This window comes from Acidimicrobiales bacterium, from assembly GCA_036399815.1.
In the GTDB taxonomy this organism is placed as follows: domain Bacteria; phylum Actinomycetota; class Acidimicrobiia; order Acidimicrobiales; family DASWMK01; genus DASWMK01.
In genome coordinates, this window is sequence record DASWMK010000217.1 from 1 (window position 1) to 15,425 (window position 15,425).

Annotated in this window: 20 protein-coding genes; 3 read left to right on the top strand and 17 right to left on the bottom strand. The window is 75.1% G+C overall.

From position 1 onward, the window contains the following. The 15 genes from VGB14_16125 to VGB14_16195 form a co-directional block, all read right to left on the bottom strand. A partial coding sequence (locus VGB14_16125) for an FAD-dependent oxidoreductase (GenBank protein ID HEX9994457.1) occupies positions 1 to 404 on the bottom strand: 404 nt, incomplete at its 3' end. After that, complete coding sequence (gene panC / locus VGB14_16130; GenBank protein HEX9994458.1) at positions 401 to 1,252, bottom strand: pantoate--beta-alanine ligase; 852 nt, start codon at positions 1,250 to 1,252, stop codon at positions 401 to 403. The genes panC and VGB14_16125, both read right to left, overlap by 4 nt. Then, positions 1,240 to 1,983, bottom strand: a complete 744-nt coding sequence (locus VGB14_16135; GenBank protein ID HEX9994459.1) for a DUF2520 domain-containing protein — start codon at positions 1,981 to 1,983, stop codon at positions 1,240 to 1,242. Before VGB14_16135 ends, panC begins: the two co-directional genes overlap by 13 nt. Continuing rightward, the gene (gene folK, locus VGB14_16140; protein ID HEX9994460.1) at positions 1,980 to 2,435 is read right to left on the bottom strand and encodes a 2-amino-4-hydroxy-6-hydroxymethyldihydropteridine diphosphokinase; all 456 of its coding nucleotides are present in this window, start codon (positions 2,433 to 2,435) and stop codon (positions 1,980 to 1,982) included. Before folK ends, VGB14_16135 begins: the two co-directional genes overlap by 4 nt. Before the next feature lies 1 nt (position 2,436). Next, positions 2,437 to 2,805: a dihydroneopterin aldolase gene (gene folB / locus VGB14_16145; protein ID HEX9994461.1), complete on the bottom strand. Its 369-nt coding sequence runs from the start codon at positions 2,803 to 2,805 to the stop codon at positions 2,437 to 2,439. A 20-nt stretch (positions 2,806 to 2,825) separates the two neighbouring features. Beyond that, positions 2,826 to 3,320, bottom strand: a complete 495-nt coding sequence (locus VGB14_16150; GenBank protein HEX9994462.1) for a hypothetical protein — start codon at positions 3,318 to 3,320, stop codon at positions 2,826 to 2,828. Next, on the bottom strand, positions 3,317 to 4,105 hold the full coding sequence (gene folP, locus VGB14_16155) for a dihydropteroate synthase (protein ID HEX9994463.1): 789 nt from the start codon (positions 4,103 to 4,105) through the stop codon (positions 3,317 to 3,319). The genes VGB14_16150 and folP overlap by 4 nt, the downstream gene beginning before the upstream one ends. 43 nt (positions 4,106 to 4,148) lie before the next feature. Continuing rightward, the gene (folE, locus tag VGB14_16160) at positions 4,149 to 4,814 is read right to left on the bottom strand and encodes a GTP cyclohydrolase I FolE (protein ID HEX9994464.1); all 666 of its coding nucleotides are present in this window, start codon (positions 4,812 to 4,814) and stop codon (positions 4,149 to 4,151) included. Beyond that, positions 4,811 to 6,685, bottom strand: coding sequence for an ATP-dependent zinc metalloprotease FtsH (ftsH, locus tag VGB14_16165; protein HEX9994465.1), 1,875 nt, complete (start codon positions 6,683 to 6,685; stop codon positions 4,811 to 4,813). Before ftsH ends, folE begins: the two co-directional genes overlap by 4 nt. Positions 6,686 to 6,716: 31 nt before the next feature. Further along, positions 6,717 to 7,253 (bottom strand): hypoxanthine phosphoribosyltransferase, encoded by a 537-nt coding sequence (gene hpt / locus VGB14_16170; protein HEX9994466.1) that lies wholly within the window; start codon positions 7,251 to 7,253, stop codon positions 6,717 to 6,719. Positions 7,254 to 7,263: 10 nt separating this feature from the next. Then, the gene (tilS, locus tag VGB14_16175; protein ID HEX9994467.1) at positions 7,264 to 8,160 is read right to left on the bottom strand and encodes a tRNA lysidine(34) synthetase TilS; all 897 of its coding nucleotides are present in this window, start codon (positions 8,158 to 8,160) and stop codon (positions 7,264 to 7,266) included. Then, positions 8,141 to 9,211, bottom strand: coding sequence for a zinc-dependent metalloprotease (locus tag VGB14_16180; GenBank protein HEX9994468.1), 1,071 nt, complete (start codon positions 9,209 to 9,211; stop codon positions 8,141 to 8,143). The genes tilS and VGB14_16180 overlap by 20 nt, the downstream gene beginning before the upstream one ends. A 4-nt stretch (positions 9,212 to 9,215) precedes the next feature. Further along, a complete protein-coding gene (locus VGB14_16185; protein HEX9994469.1) occupies positions 9,216 to 9,347 on the bottom strand; it encodes a hypothetical protein in 132 nt (43 codons plus the stop codon). A 47-nt stretch (positions 9,348 to 9,394) separates the two neighbouring features. Then, complete coding sequence (rsrA, locus tag VGB14_16190) at positions 9,395 to 9,670, bottom strand: mycothiol system anti-sigma-R factor (protein ID HEX9994470.1); 276 nt, start codon at positions 9,668 to 9,670, stop codon at positions 9,395 to 9,397. Beyond that, complete coding sequence (locus VGB14_16195; protein HEX9994471.1) at positions 9,667 to 10,281, bottom strand: sigma-70 family RNA polymerase sigma factor; 615 nt, start codon at positions 10,279 to 10,281, stop codon at positions 9,667 to 9,669. The genes rsrA and VGB14_16195 overlap by 4 nt, the downstream gene beginning before the upstream one ends. An 89-nt stretch (positions 10,282 to 10,370) precedes the next feature. Between VGB14_16195 and VGB14_16200 the strand changes: the two genes are divergently transcribed. The 3 genes from VGB14_16200 (at position 10,371) to VGB14_16210 (ending at position 12,324) form a co-directional block, all read left to right on the top strand. After that, positions 10,371 to 11,144, top strand: coding sequence for an HAD family hydrolase (locus VGB14_16200; protein HEX9994472.1), 774 nt, complete (start codon positions 10,371 to 10,373; stop codon positions 11,142 to 11,144). A 122-nt stretch (positions 11,145 to 11,266) separates the two neighbouring features. Then, entirely contained in the window at positions 11,267 to 11,902 is a 636-nt protein-coding gene (locus VGB14_16205) for a hypothetical protein (GenBank protein HEX9994473.1), read from the top strand. An 11-nt stretch (positions 11,903 to 11,913) separates the two neighbouring features. Then, the gene (locus VGB14_16210) at positions 11,914 to 12,324 is read left to right on the top strand and encodes a cupin domain-containing protein (GenBank protein HEX9994474.1); all 411 of its coding nucleotides are present in this window, start codon (positions 11,914 to 11,916) and stop codon (positions 12,322 to 12,324) included. A gap of 13 nt (positions 12,325 to 12,337) precedes the next feature. On the opposite strand, the gene VGB14_16215 is transcribed toward VGB14_16210, so the two are convergent. Continuing rightward, the gene (locus tag VGB14_16215; protein ID HEX9994475.1) at positions 12,338 to 14,239 is read right to left on the bottom strand and encodes an EVE domain-containing protein; all 1,902 of its coding nucleotides are present in this window, start codon (positions 14,237 to 14,239) and stop codon (positions 12,338 to 12,340) included. A gap of 103 nt (positions 14,240 to 14,342) precedes the next feature. Next, a complete protein-coding gene (locus tag VGB14_16220; GenBank protein HEX9994476.1) occupies positions 14,343 to 15,353 on the bottom strand; it encodes an enoyl-CoA hydratase/isomerase family protein in 1,011 nt (336 codons plus the stop codon). Positions 15,354 to 15,425 lie beyond the last annotated feature (72 nt).

Below are 15,425 nucleotides of genomic sequence, written 5' to 3' on the forward strand. Positions count from 1 at the left end.
ATCTCCGCGCCGGTGGCCGCACCACCGGCGTGGACGACCCGGGCGAGCGAGTGGCCGCCCTCCCTGGCCAGCTCCAGGCGGCCCTCGGCGTCGCGGTCGAAGCGGGCGCCCAGCGAGATCAGCTCGTGCACCCGGTCGGGCCCCTCGTCCACCAGCACCCGCACGGCCTCGGCGTCGCACAGGCCGGCCCCGGCGGCCAGCGTGTCGGCCAGGTGCAGGTCGGTCGAGTCGGGGTCGCCGGAGAGCACGGCGGCCACCCCGCCCTGGGCCCACCGGGTCGTCGCCTGGGCCAGCTCGCCCTTCGTCAGCACGCCCACCCGCATGCCGTGCACCTCGGCGGCCCGCACGGCCGCGGTGAGGCCGGCGACCCCGCTGCCGAGGACGAGGAGGTCGAGGTCGCTCACGCCGGGACCGTCACGCCGACGTTGTCGATCAGGCGGGCCCGGCCCAGCCGGGCGGCGACGAGCAGGCGCAGCTCCCCGGCGAGGACGGGCGGGGTGCGCAGGGTGGCGGCGTCGACGACCTCGGCGTAGTCGAGGGCGACGAGGGGCTCGGCCCCGACGACGGCGGCGACCAGGTCGCGCACCGCCGCCGGGTCGGTCTCGCCGGCCAGCACGGCGGCGGCGCCGGCCGACAGGGCGCGGTGGAGGACGGGCGCGGCGTCGCGCTCGTCGGCCGACAGGTAGGCGTTGCGGCTGGAGAGGGCCAGCCCGTCGGGGGCCCGGACGGTCGGGCAGCCGACGACCTCGACCGGGAACGACAGGTCGGCGGCCATGCGGCGGACGACGGAGAGCTGCTGGAAGTCCTTCTCGCCGAAGTAGGCCCGGCACCGGCCGGCGATGGCGAACAGCTTGGCGACGACGGTCGCCACCCCGTCGAAGTGGCCGGGCCGGGCCGCGCCCTCCATCGGCTCGCTGAGGTCGGCCACCGCCACCGTCGTCAGCACGGGCTGCTGGTACATCTCCTCGACCGGCGGGGCGAACACCAGGGTCGCCCCCGCGCCGGCGGCGAGGTCGACGTCGCGGTCGAGGTCGCGGGGGTAGGCGGCGAAGTCCTCCGACGGGCCGAACTGGAGCGGGTTGACGAACACCGTCACCGCGACCACGTCGCAGGCCGAGGCGGCCCGGTCGACCAGGCTCAGGTGCCCGTCGTGCAGCGCGCCCATGGTCGGGACGAGGCCGACGGAGCGGCCGGCGCACCGGGCCGTGTCCAGCTCGTCTCGCAGGGCGACCGCCGCCGTCACGACCCGCACGGCAGCACCTCCCCGGGGTCCCGGCCGGCCAGCCGGGCCGCGGCCGCGGCCATGGCCACGTAGGCGGGCCGCTCGTCGTCGGGCAGGGCGGCGAGGTGGCGGGCGACGGTGGCCGCGTCGCCCCTCGCCACCGGCCCGGTCAGCGCCGCGGCCGGGCCCAGCTCGGTGACGTTCGCCAGCGCCGCGGCCGCCAGGTCGAGGTAGGCGGCGAGCGGCACGCCGGCGGCGGCCGCCACCCGCTCCACCTGGCCCATCAGGGCGACGAGGTGGTTCGAGGCGATCACGGCGGCGGCGTGGTGGGCGGCCCGGTCGGCGTCGTCGACCTGCACCGCCTCCCCGTCGAGGGCGGCGACGACCTCGTGGGCGATCGGGTCGCCGGCCACCGCCCACCAGGCGCCCCGCAGCCGGCGCGCGCCGGTGGCCGGGTCGGGGATCGGGACGAGCGGGTGGATGGCCGCCGTGCGCGGGTGCGGGGCGAGCGCGTCGAGCCCGAGCGAGCCGGCCAGGTGGGCGACCACCGTGGTGGCGACCGGGCGGACGGCCGCGGCCGCCTCGGCGACGGCGGCGTCGGGGGTGGCCACGACGAGCAGGTCGACGCCCTCGGCCGCCCGCGACGGGTCGTCGCCCCGCCGCACGGGGCCGGCGACGGACCAGCCGGCGGCGGCCAGCGCGCCGGCGAGGGCCGTCCCCGCCCGGCCGGGGCCGAGCACGCGCAGCCGGCGGGCGGTCACCCGTCGAGCGGTCCGACGCGGCGGACCGAGCCCTCGGCCCGGTCGACGGCCCCGGAGGGGACGAGGTCGGGGGCGACGTCGGAGAGGGGGGCGACGACGAAGCGGCGCTCCCACATGCGGGGGTGGGGCACCTGGAGGTCGGGCTCGTCCACCGTGCGGCCGTCCACCCAGAGCACGTCGACGTCGAGCGTCCTCGGCCCCCAGCGCTCGTCCCGCACCCGCCCGGCCGCCGCCTCCAGCCGGCGGCAGACGCCGAGGAGGTCGCGGGGCTCGAGGTCGGTGTCCAGCTCCACCACCAGGTTCAGGTAGCGCCCCTGCCCGCCCGGCCCGCCCACCGGCTCGGTCTCGTACACGGGGGACACGGACACCACGCCGGCGAGCGAGGACACCGCCTCGCGGAGGAAGCGCCAGCGGTCGCCGAGGTTGGAGCCCATGCCGAGGAGGGCCCGCACGTCAGGCCCCCGCCCGGCGGCGGGTGACCCGGACCCCCGACGAGGCCAGGTCCTGGGGCACGGGCGGTCGCAGCTTGCGCACGACCACGGTCACCGAGGCCACCCGGGGGTCGTCGAGGGCGACGTCGGCGATCCGCTGGGCCAGCCGCTCGAGGAGCTGGTGGTGCTCGGAGGCGACCACCCGCTCGACGGCGGCGGCGAGCGCGCCGTAGTCGATCGTGTCGTCGAGGGCGTCGCTGGCTCCGGCCGGCGCCAGGTCGGCGTGCACGTCGAGGTCGACCTCGAAGGGCTGGGCCCGCACCTGCTCCTCGGGCAGGGCGCCGTGCGTGCCGACGACCCGCAGGCCCCGCAGCTCGATCACGTCCTCCACGGCGAGCGGCGGCGCGTCGCTCAGAGCTCGGCGGCGGCGGCCACCAGCCCCCGCCCCTCGGGCCCCATCTGGCGCTGGACGATCCGCTCGATCACGCTCACCGCCTGCGGGCCGTGGGGGACGAGGCTCGACCAGAGGAGGAACCCGCCGAGCAGCCCGGCGATGCGGTCTCCCAGCTCCTCGCCGTGCACGAGGACCTTGCCGCCGTCGTCGAGCAGTTGCCGCAGCTCGGGGTAGAGGCCGGCCAGCACGGCCCTGGCGTCGTCGTGCGGGCCGAACGGGCGGTGCAGCCAGTGCACCCCGAGCTCGTCGTAGTTGTGGAGGTTGTGGGGCGAGGGGATCAGCGAGATCACGCACGTGAAGCCCTGCTCGCGGATCCAGATGATCTCCTCCTGCCGGCGCACGCGGCGGTGGTTGGGCCCGTAGCCGCCGGGCCGCTCGCACACGGCCAGCCGGTCCTTGATGACCCAGGCGAAGTTGCGGGGCCGGATGCCCTGCGCCCACTTGCCCTTCACGCCACGACCACCTTGGCCGCCTGCACGGTGGGCAGCACGTCGTGGGCCCGGACCATCGCTGCGCCCTTCAGCATCGCCCACACCGCGGTCGCCACCGAGCCCTCGAGCCGGTCGTCGACGGGGACGGGGCCGTCCTCCTCGGGGCGGCCGTCGGACCGGGCCAGCAGGCGGCCGAGGGTCGACTTGCGGCTGGTGCCGACGACGACCGGGAACCCGGTGGCCACCAGCGTCGGGAGCTCGGCGAGCAGCCGGAGGTTGTGCTCGACGGTCTTGCCGAACCCGATGCCGGGGTCGATCCACACCTCGGTCACGCCGGCCGCCCTGGCCGCCTCGGCCCGCTCCACCAGGAGGTCGCGCACCTCGGCGACCACGTCGTCGTAGCGGGGCGCCTGCTGCATGGTGCGGGGGTCGCCGAGCATGTGCATGGCGACCCAGCCGGCCCCCGTGGCGGCGGCCACCTCGTGGAGCGACGCCGACACGTCGTTCACGAGCGTCGCCCCCGCGGCGACGGCCGCCTCGGCCACCCCCGCCTTGCGGGTGTCGACCGAGACGCGCACGATCGGGGCGAGGGCCTCGACGACGGGCACGACCCGGCGCCGCTCCTCGGCCTCGTCCACGGGATCGGCCCCAGGCCGCGTCGACTCGCCGCCGACGTCGACCACGTCCGCCCCCTCGGCGACCATCCTGCGCCCGTGCGCGATCGCCCGCTCCCGATCGAACCAGCGTCCGCCGTCCGAGAAGGAGTCGGGGGTGACGTTGAGCACGCCCATGACGAGGGGCCCCACGAGCGTCGCATGGTACCGGGGGCCGGTGGACGGCCCGGCGCCGTCAGCGCCCGCCGATGAGCCGGAAGGCCTCGGTGCGGGTGGCGGTGCTGTCCCGGAACAGCCCGCGCACGGCCGACGTCACCGTCGTCGTCCCCGGCTTGCGCACCCCGCGCATCGACATGCACAGGTGCTCGGCCTCGACCACGACCATCACGCCGCGGGGCGCGAGCGTCCGCTCGATCTCGTCGGCGATCTGCGACGTCAGCCGCTCCTGCACCTGCGGCCGCTTGGCGTACGCGTCGACCAGCCGGGCCAGCTTCGACAGCCCCGTGATGCGCCCGTCCTCCCCCGGGATGTAGGCCACGTGCGCCCGCCCCACGAACGGGATGAGGTGGTGTTCACAGACGCTGAAGAGCGGGATGTCGCGGACCATGACCATCTCGTCGTGGCCGGCCTCGAAGGTGACCTTCAGGTGGTGGTCGGGGGTCTCGTGGATGCCGGAGCAGATCTCGGCGTACATGCGGGCCACCCGGGCCGGGGTGTTCAGGAGCCCGTCGCGGTCGGGGTCCTCGCCGATGGCGAGCAGGATCTCGCGGACGGCCCGCTCGATGCGGGGGAGGTCCATGGGCGTGTCCGGGACCGGCCGCTCGGCCTCCTCCAGGTCGGACTCGGCCCGGACGGCGCCGACCCGGCCGTCGCCGTCGCCGCTCACGCCGTCGCCGCTCACGCCGGCCCCGCCGCCGCCGGGCGGTGGTCGACGGCCCCGCCGCCCCGCCGGGCCCCGTCCCGCCACACCGGCAGGCCGGCGAACACGCTGGCGAGGGCCCGGTCGTCGAGGGTCTCCCGCTCCATCAGCTCCGACGCCAGCCGGTCGAGCGTCGGCCGGTGCTCGGACAGGATCGCCGTCGCCTCCGCGTGCGCCTCGTCGAGCAAGCGGCGGACCTCGGCGTCGACGGCGGCGGCCACGTCGTCGGAGTAGTCCCGCTCGTGGCCGACGTCGCGGCCGAGGAACGGCTCGCCGTTGGGCTGGCCCAGCTGCCGGGGGCCGAGCGTGTCGCTCATCCCGTACTGGGTCACCATCGCCCGGGCGATCGCCGTCGCCCGCTCGATGTCGTCGGCCGCGCCGGTGGTGGGGTCGGCGAACACGAGCTCCTCGGCCGTCCGCCCGCCGAGCAGCATCGCCAGCTGGTGGCGCAGCTCGGAGCGGCGCACGAGGTAGCGGTCCTCGGTCGGCAGGGCCTGCGTCCACCCGAGGGCCCGCCCCCTGGCCACGATCGAGACCTTGTGGATCGGGTCCGTGCCGGGCAGCACGTGCCCGACGACGGCGTGCCCGGCCTCGTGGTAGGCGATCACCCGCCGCTCCTCCTCCGCCATGATCCGGCTGGCCCGCTCGGGCCCGGCCAGCACCCGGTCGACGGCCTCCTCCAGGGCCGCCATGCCGATGAGCTCCCCGCCCCGGCGCGCCGTCAGCAGCGCCGCCTCGTTCATCAGGTTCGCCAGGTCGGCGCCGGTGAACCCCGGCGTGCGGCGGGCCAGCACGCCGAGGTCGACGTCGGACGCGAGCGGCTTGCCCTTGGCGTGGACGTTGAGGATCGCCTTGCGGCCCGACAGGTCGGGCCGGTCGACGACGATCTGGCGGTCGAAGCGGCCGGGCCGCAGCAGCGCGGGGTCGAGGATGTCGGGCCGGTTGGTGGCGGCCACGAGGATCACGCCCCGCCCGGTGTCGAACCCGTCCATCTCGACCAGCAGCTGGTTGAGCGTCTGCTCCCGCTCGTCGTGGCCGCCGCCGAGCCCGGCGCCCCGGTGGCGCCCGACGGCGTCGATCTCGTCCACGAACACGATGGCGGGCGCGTTCGCCTTGGCCTTCTCGAACAGGTCGCGCACCCGGCTGGCGCCGACGCCGACGAACATCTCCACGAAGTCCGACCCCGAGATCGAGAAGAACGGCACCCCGGCCTCGCCCGCCACCGCCCGCGCCAGCAGGGTCTTGCCCGTGCCGGGCGGGCCGTAGAGGAGCACGCCGCGCGGGATGCGGGCGCCCATGGCGAGGAAGCGGGCCGGCGCCTTGAGGAACTCCTTGATCTCCTGGAGCTCCTCGACGGCCTCGTCGGCCCCGGCCACGTCGGCGAAGGTCACCCTCGGCTCGTCCTTCGGCACCTGCCGGGCCTTGGCCTTGCCGAACTGGACGACCCGGTTCCCGCCGCCCTGGAACGAGTGGAGGATGAACAGGAACGCCCCGATGAGCAGGACGGTCGGGAGGAAGTTGACGAGCAGCGCCCACCAGATCGACTCGCCGCCGGTGTCGACCTCGAAGTCGAGGTCGGCCGCGGTGAGCTGCGCGGTCAGCTCGTCGGCGTACTCCTGCGGGTAGACGACCCGGTAGCGGGTGCCGTCGGCCAGCTCGCCGACCACCTGGGACGACTCGTCCTCGACGGTCGCCGTCGCCACCCCGCCGGTCGACACCAGCTCGCCGAAGCGGTCCAGGGTGAGCTCCTCGCGGCCGCCGCCCCGCCGCAGCCACGCCCCGCCGACGAGCAGGACGAGCAGGCCGATGCCGGCGTAGACGAGGACGGCCCGGGGGCGCTTGGGGAGACGCACGAGGCCGCCAGGGTACCGATCGGGCGGCCGGTCAGCCTTCGACGTAGGAGCAGATGTAGGGCAGGTTCCGGTAGCGCTCGGCGACGTCGAGCCCGTAGCCGATGACGAAGTCGGGCGGGATGCGGAACCCGACGTAGCGGAGGTCCGTCTCGGTCTTCTGGAGGCCCTCGCGGACGAGCAGCGCGCACACCTCGAGGCTGGCCGGGTTGCGGGCCAGCAGGTTGCGCCGCAGGTACGTGAGGGTCAGGCCGCTGTCGACGATGTCCTCGACGATCAGCACGTGCCGGCCGGACAGGTCGATGTCCAGGTCCTTCACGATGCGCACCACCCCGCTCGTGCGGGTGGCGCTGCCGTAGGACGACACGGCCATGAAGTCGAACTCGACCGGGAGGTCGATCTCCCTGGCCAGGTCGCTCATGAACATGAACGCGCCCTTCAGCACGCCGACGAGGAGGGGCGCCCGGCCCTGGTAGTCGCCGGTGATCTCCTTGCCCAGCTCGGCGATGCGGGCCCTGAGGTCCTCCTCGCTGACGACGACGGGACCCAGGTGCGGATCGGGCTCGGCCACGGCGCGGAAGCTAGCGCCTCGCCGGAGGCGTCAGGTCCCCGGCCAGCCGGAGCCGGCCGGCGGTGCGGGCCACCCGGCGGCCGCCGCCCACCTCGGCCGCCCGCGCCTCGCCTCTCGCCACCGCCAGCACCCGGTCGACGGCGGCGGCGTCGGGAGGGTGGCGCTCGCCCCCGTCCTGGCGGAGCCAGGCCCGCACGGCCGCCCTGGCCAGGGGCAGCGGGGCCGCGGCCAGGGCCCGGGCGTCGGTCGGGTCGAGCGGGCCGGCAGCGGCGGCCAGCCAGGCGGCGTCCTCCCGCACGAGCGCGGCCGTCCTGGCCAGCAGGGGGACGACGTCCCGCCCGGCCACGTCGGCCAGCAGGGGCAGGACCTCGGCCCTCACCCGGTTGCGGCGGACGGCCGGGTCGGCGTTGGACGGGTCGACGACCGGGTCGAGGCCGAGCGCGGCGCACAGGGCGGCCGTCTCCGACCGGCGCAGGCCGAGGATGGGATGGCGGTCGGGGCCCATGCCGGCCAGGCCGTTCAGGCCGGCGCCCCGCAGCAGGTTGAGCAGGACGGTCTCGGCCTGGTCGTCGGCCGTGTGGCCGGTGAGCGCGCCGGGCGGGAGGGCGCCCAGGCGGGCCGCCCTGGCCCTGGCCTCGAGGTTCGGGCCGGGCTCGACCGGGGCCCGCACGGCGGCGAACCGGGCGCCGAACCGGTCGGCGGCGGCCCGGACGACATCGGCCTCGGCCGCCGACCCTGGCCGCAGGCAGTGGTCGACGTGGACGGCGGTCACCCGGCAGCCGGCGGCGGCGGCGAGGACCAGCAGGGCCAGGGAGTCGGCGCCGCCGGAGACGGCGCAGTCGACCTCGGTCCCCGGCGGGGGGAAGGTGCAGCGGGGGAGGAGGGCCTCAGGCCACGGCGCCGGCAAGCCGGACCCGGTCGATCCACTGCCGGGGCTCGCGGATCTCGTGGAGGGTGGGGAGGAACTCGGCCCCCCGCCAGGCGTGGTCGAGCAGCTCGCGGCCGCCCTCCCGCTCCACCGAGGCGATGAACCGCTCGCCCTGCTCGTACTGGTTCATCTTGGCCTCGAGCCCGATCAGGCGCTGGAGGACCCTGGCCGGGCGGCTGGCCTGCTGGCGGCGCTGGTGCAGCACCCGGCTGAAGCGCTCGGCGCTCGGGATGCGGTCGGCGCCGGCCCGGTCCATGGTCACGTCGCCGTGGCCCTCGAGGAGGCTCATCATCCCGGCGATGCGGTCGAGGGCCTGGCGCTGCTCGGGGGTGGCGAGCAGGGCGACGATGCCGCCGTCGTCCAGCGCGCTGTTGCCGGTGCGGACGCCGTCGGCCACCCGGCGCAGGGCCTCGAGGAACCGCTTGGGGTCGGGGTCGACGTTGGCCAGGCTCTGCTCGACGAGGGAGAGGAAGTGGGGCCGCAGCCAGGGCACGCCGGTGAACTGGGCCCGGTGGGTGACCTCGTGGAGGGCCAGCCACAGGCGGAACTCGCGGGGCGGGAAGGCGAAGCGCTTCTCCAGCGCCAGCACGTTCGGCCCCACGTAGTACACGACGTCCTGGTCGTGGGGGTCCTCCTCCTCGACGATCAGGAGGTCGTACTGGCCGAGCACCCTGGTCGCCATCCACCCGAGGATCACGCCGACCTCGGTGCCGGTCACCCGCCGGGCGACGGGGGCGAGCGGGCTGCGGTCCATCTTCTCGCCGACCTTGTCGGTGAGCGGCCGGAGCAGGCGCTGGAACGAGGCGACGTTGGCCCGCACCCACCCGGGCCGGTCGGTCACCCTGGCCCGGGCCGGCCCGACGAGCGAGCGCAGCCCGGTCGCCTCGGCGACGAGCTCCTCGGCCTCGGCGGTCAGCTCGGCGAAGTCCGGCTCGAGCGAGGCGTAGTGGTAGGAGCGGGCGAACGGGTCGGTGCCGGCGACGCGGGTGGCCACCCGCTCGGCGAGGGCCCAGTCGATCGGGGAGCCCACCGGCTCAGCGCCTCGGGTAGCGCATCGAGGTGACCTTGCGCAGGTAGCCGGCCACGACGGCGATCACGGCCAGGATGGCGACGATGGCCAGCGGCACGGCGATCCAGTAGTGCCAGACGTAGGCGGCGAGGACCATGCGACGATCCTACGGGCGCGGGCCGAGGACGCCGAGCGCGGGACCGCTCAGAGGGGGACGCCGCCGCCGTCGGCCGCGATGGCGTCGGCGATGCGCTGGCGCAGCGACGTCGGCACGCTGTCGCGGCACTTCTGGGCCATGACCACCCGCAGCTCGGCCTCGAAGTCGAAGGCGCCGAGGCAGGGGATGCACTCGTCGAGGTGGTGGCGGATCAGCTCGCGCCGCTCCTGGGTCAGCTCCCCGTCGAGGAACACGTAGAGCTGATGGAGGGCTTCGTCGCACTCGGGGCCCTGGGAGGGCTCCGACGGCGGGATTGACGTCATGTACCTGTCGCTCGGGTCTCGACGGCGCGGGGGTCGGCCCCGTCGCCTGGGCGGTCGACGAGCCCTCGCTGGAGGGCGAACTCGTACAACCGCTTCTGGAGCGCCCTTCTTCCCCGGTGCAGCCGGCTCATCACCGTGCCGATCGGGATGTCGAGGATCTCGGCGATCTCCTTGTACGAGAACCCCTCGATGTCGGCCAGCAGGACGGCCAGGCGGAACTGCTCCGGGAGGGACTCGACGGCGTCCTTCACCTCGGTCTCGGTGAACCAGTCGAGCAGCTCGTCCTCGGCGCTGCGGCCGGCGGTGGCCGCCTCCAGGCCGCCGAGGCGGCGGTAGAGGTAGAGGTCCTCGACCTCCTCGATCTCGGTCTCGTCCGGCCGCCGCTTCTTGGCCCGGTACGAGTTGATGAACGTGTTGGTGAGGATGCGGTACAGCCAGGCCTTGAGGTTGGTGCCGGCCTGGAAGCCGCCGTAGGCCCGGTAGGCCTTGAGGTAGGTCTCCTGGACCAGGTCCTCCGCGTCGGCCGGGTTCCTCGTCATGCGCAGGGCCGCCGAGTACAGCGACGGCATGAACTCCATCGCGTCCTCGACGAAGCGCGCCTGGTCGGCCACGGGGACGACCCTACCCGGCACGTACGGGCGCCAAAGCGGCACGCTGGGCTGCGGCGGTGACTGTCACACCCCCTTCGTAAGGTCGCACCATGACCTTCACCACGGACGCTCCCGACCTCCGTCTAGCCTGGATGCGGCGCTGGCCAGGAGGGCCGCCGATGGCGAACGTGCGGTCGCGGGTCGTCGTGTTCGACGGCGACGACACGCTGTGGACAACCGAGCCGCTGTACGACCGAGCGCGTCAGGAGGCGCGACTCGTCGTCGAGAACGAAGGACTCGACGGGGAGAGGTGGGAGGCCCTCGAGCGGGCGCTCGACGTCGCGAACATCGCGCGCTTCGGCCTCTCGGCCAAGCGCTTCCCCACGTCCTGTCGAGAGGCGTACCTCGCGGTGTGCGAGGAAGCGGACCGGGCGATGGTTCCGGCGGTGGCCGAGAAGATCGAGGAGACGGCAGCGCGCGTCTTCGACGAACGGGCGCCGCTCGTTCCCGCCGCCGTGCAGGTGCTCACGGAGTTGCGCGATCGATTTCGCCTGGTGCTTCTCACCCAGGGTGACGAGGCGGTGCAGTGGCGGCGGGTCCAGGCGAGCGGCCTCGCGCCCCTGTTCGACGAGATCGTGGTCGTCCCCGTCAAGAGTCCAGAGGTCCTCGTCGCCGTCCTCGGCCGGCTGGAGGCCGACGCCGAACAGGCGTGGATGGTCGGCAACAGCATCCCGTCCGACATGCGGCCCGCCTTGGCAGTCGGGATGCGGGCCGTGTGGATCGACGCCCACGTCTGGGAGCACGAGCGGCGTGAGGAGGCCGAAGAGCACCCCCGCATGGTGCGGGCCCGACTCCTGATGGAGGTCCCACGGATCGTCAGCTGAAGGAGTGGTGGTCCGAGATTCGGCTGCGGTTCGGCGCCGACCCGAGCATCGACTACGGCAGCGTCGGCATCAACTTCGTCGACGTCCTGTTCGCCATCGTCATCGGCTTTGCGCTGGAGAAGGTGCAGGTGTGGCGGACGATTCCGCAGGCGGGCTGGTGGCACCTCACGGTCGCCGTCGTCCTGACCCTGATGAGCTGGGTCGGGTACCACAACTCGGTCAACCGACCACGGTTCGTCATCGGGTTTCCGAACCTGCCACTCGTGCAGTTCGTGCTCGACATCGCCATGGTCGTCGTGTACGGCCTCGCCGTGTTCTCGGTCGAGACGGCGACGAATCGCGGCCAGCGCGTGCACACGACGCTCTGGCCGGAGGCGGTCCTCGTGTCGATCGCCTTCGTGCTGTACGCGCTGTGGGACCGCGTGGCGCTGACGGTCCGCAAGACGGTCGCGTACCGGGACGAGTGGGAGCGGGCGATGAACGAGCGCCCCGACCTCGGTCTCAAGCCGATGCGGTCTGCCGACGACGGGTTCGATCGCAAGCGACGGCACGTCACCTACTGGTGCGCGCTGTTCGCGGCTGGCCTCGCGGTGGGTGCTGTGGCGGTCGACGCTGCGGCAGCGGCCGAGCCGCCCACGATCGCCGTTGCGGTCATCGACGGCGGGCTGATCCTCCTGCTCCTCGGGTACCGCCTCGCCAAGGAGTTCGTCAGCGAGCCGCGCACCGCGCTGCCTGTTGAGAAGGGCGGCGGCGGGTAGGCGATCCGGCCATGATCGGCTGGGTCGGCGACATCGAGGCCGCGACGCTGTCCAACGGCGACTTCCGGCGGGTGCTGTTCACCGGTGGGCACGTGCAGCTCACCGTCATGCGGCTGGGCCCCGGCGAGGAGGTGGGGCGGGAGGTCCACCCCCACCTCGACCAGTTCATCCGCGTCGAGGAGGGCACGGCCCGGCTCGAGCTCGGCCGGTCCGAGGGCGCGGTCGACGAGGCCCACGACGTGGCCGACGACTGGGCGTTCGTGATCCCGGCGGGCACCTGGCACAACGTGGTCAACACCGGCGACGGCGACCTGCGCCTGTACTCGATCTACGCCCCGCCCGAGCACGCCGACGGCACCGTCCACCGCACGAAGGCCGAGGCCGACGAGGCCGAGGCCGCCGAGCACGGCCACCCCGGCTGACCGCCGGCCGGGCTCAGCCGGCGTCGTCGGCGTCGGACGCCGGGCCGCCGAGCAGCGCGGCGAGCGCCGTCACCCGTTCGACGACGACGGCGGGCTGCATGGCGAGCAGGTAGCCGGCGGCGCCGTCCCCCTCGACGACGCCGACCAGCGGCGAGGCGAGGGTGTCGAGCACCTGCTGGATCTCCGCCTCGTCGGCGTCGTCGCCCGGCCCGGCCCGGTCGAGGATGAGGCGGAGGTCCCTCGCGAAGAGCCGCCCGTAGCGCGAGGAGTGCTCGGACATGGCGGCGATCACGGATCGGGCCAGGGACGCCACGCGGAACCACTCCTCGGCCTCCTCCGCGACCGACTCGACGCCCACGGCACCGCCGGAGGAGAACAGCTTCCGGTACGTCGAGAGCCCGAGCGGCGCCCGGGCGTGTTGCCGGCAGAGGTCGCCCAGCTGCTCCGCGGAGATGACGGCGACGCCGAACGACGTCGCCCGTCCGAACAACCGGGAGCCGGTGGGGTTGGCGGCCACGACCGCCACGTGGTCCGCCGAGTGCTTCGCCTTGTGCTCGGTGAACGTCACCCAGTCGATCTGCTGGTCGGTGACCCCGGCCGTGCCGCTGCTCTTGGCGTCGACGATGACCCGGTAGGCGTAGCCCTTGCCGAGCGGCGCGTCGAGCAGCACGTCCGTCCGGCCCGCGCCACCGAGCCACTCCGCCCGGAACCCGAGGAACGCGAACGCGTCGCGGATGGCGCGCTCGAACCGGGCGGGGTCGGCGCTCGCCGTCGAAGCGGACAGCAGCTCGTCGACGAGCGCCTCCACCAGCGGGGCCGGGCCGACCGGCGGAGGCGGCGCGGCGTCGACCGCTGGTGCCTCGGGCCGCACCTCGGGGGCGTCGATCGCAGGACGGTCACGCTCGGGGGCCGCGCCGGGCACGTACACCTCGAGGTCGGCGAGGAGGGCAGCTCCCCGATCGGTCAGGTGCAGCCGCTGCTCCTCGTCGGCCACGACGAGGCCGGCCGACTGCAGCCACCCCCTCCGGCGGGCGATCTGCGCCTTCGTCGACCACCCCATCCCGTACCGCTCGTTCGCGACGGCGAGCATCGCCGAGGTGGTGCGCGGCACGGAGAGCTCGGCGAGCATCTCGCCGACGAAGCGGACCCGGCTGTGCAGCAGGGCGATGACCAGCCGATCGTCGCCGCTCTGCCGCCAGTCCTCGGCCCACGCCGTGAGGACGGCGACGCCGGCGTCGTCGGCGACGAGCCCGACCTTGCGGAGGAAGGACGCGACGAGCCCGCCGCGCCTCGGCGTGACGTCGAACAGGCGCTCGATCAGCGTAGGGAGCTCGGCGACGCCGGGACGTTGGGCAGCCAGCGCCTGGAACAGCGTTCGCAGCGCGGTCAGGTAGCCGTCGTAGCCCCCCGGCATGGGGTTGATGCTCTTCGCCCGCTGCGCCCAGGAGAACGCCTGAGGGAGCGGCGACCGTCCGAACGCGATCACTCGCGGTGGTTCGGGGAGGAGCGGCCTGAGCTGCTCCCACTGCGCGGCGTCGAGCCGGAACACCGTGCCCATCGGCCCGGTCACGATGGGGTGCTCCGCCATCGTCGAGAGCGAGGACACCGTCGCCTTGGCGACGAACGGGACCGACGCAACCCTCACCAGCGCTCGTGTCTCGGACCCGTCGTCCTCGTCGCCGAGCATGAACCGCCGCTCGTCGGGACCGACTGCCCGCTGCTGGGGCTCGGACTGGAACCGCCCGACGCCGACGATCCCGGCGTCGTTGCCGGACCGCCAGAGGACGGCGACGTCGCCCGCCGAGATCTCGCCCGTGTACTGCGGCACGCGCCACCAGATGGCGTCGAGCGCGCGCAGGGCGGCATCGATGTCGTACAGCTTCGGGTTCGCCTGCAGCACCCACGCGCCGCTCACGCCGCCTCCGCTCCGCTACCCGGGCCCCGGGACGTCGGGCGAATCTACGCCGTCGGCCCGCCCGGCGGCCGTGGTTCGCCGGGCCGGGCGCGGAGACGAGGGGTCACCCGATCTCGTCGACGAGGCCCCAGGCGAGCGCCGTCCGCGCGTCGACGACGGCGCCGGTCAGGCCCAGCCAGGCGGCCCGCTGGCGGCCGATCCGGCGGGGCACGCCGACCGTGCCGCCGGCGCCGGGGACGAGGCCGAAGCCGACCTCGGGGAGGCGGAACGTGGCGTCCGGGGCGGCGACGACGCGGCCGGCGAACGCGGGCAGCTCCACGCCGGCGCCGACGCACGGGCCGTGCACGCGGAAGCGGACGCGGCCCGCCGCGGCGGCGACCAGCGCGGCGGCGCTGCGGGTCGTCCTGATCAGGTGGGCGGTCACCGGGTCGGGGGTGGTCCCGAACTCGTCCAGATGGCCGCCGCTGCAGAAGCTCGGCCCGTTCCCGCGCACCTCGGCCACCTCGACGGCATCGTCGGCCAGCACGACGTGGAGGGCCTCGACCAGCGCGTCGCGCATCGCCGCGTCGTAGGCGTTGCGCACCGCCGGCCGGTCGAGCGTGATCGTCACCGTGCCCCCGGACCGCTCGACGACGACCGGCGGGCCGGGCGGCGCCGGGCGGGGGGCGCGAGCCGGCCGCGACCCCAGCCAGGCCCGGAACACCGGCCCGCCCTGGAGGAGGCCGTAGGCGAGCGACTCGGCGACCAGCCCGTCGGCCACCGTCAGCCCCTCGCCCAGGCGCAGCAGCTGGACGAGGGCGACGGCGGCGGCCGGCGAGCGGTGGACGGCGGCGACGACGTCGCCGGCCGGCGCCGCCACCCACGGGGCCGGCGGGTCGGGCGCCGCCGTCAGCAGCACGTCGAGGGCGGGCGGGTCGCCGCCCGGCCGGCCGACGCCGACGGTCACGCACGGCAGGTCGCGGGTGGCGGCGGCGAGGCGGTGGTCGTCGTCGCCCCCGCCCAGGCGGACGGTGAGGACGGGGCGGCCGGCGAGCGGCCCGAGCGCCTCGCGGTCGGTGCCGCCGGCCAGGAGGTCGAGCGCCTCGCCGGCGCGGACGGCGCCCGGGGCCTCCACCGGGCCACGGTACCCGGCCCCCGTAGGCTGGCGCCGTGCCGCCCGACGCGCCTGGCCGCCACCCGGTCGCGG

Coding starts and splice junctions, on each gene's coding strand:
- VGB14_16185 (HEX9994469.1), bottom strand. CDS start 9,347: ATGGTCCTCGCCGCCTACGTCTGGCACTACTGGATCGCCGTGCCGCTG.
- rsrA (HEX9994470.1), bottom strand. CDS start 9,670: ATGACGTCAATCCCGCCGTCGGAGCCCTCCCAGGGCCCCGAGTGCGAC.
- VGB14_16200 (HEX9994472.1), top strand. CDS start 10,371: ATGACCTTCACCACGGACGCTCCCGACCTCCGTCTAGCCTGGATGCGG.
- VGB14_16210 (HEX9994474.1), top strand. CDS start 11,914: ATGATCGGCTGGGTCGGCGACATCGAGGCCGCGACGCTGTCCAACGGC.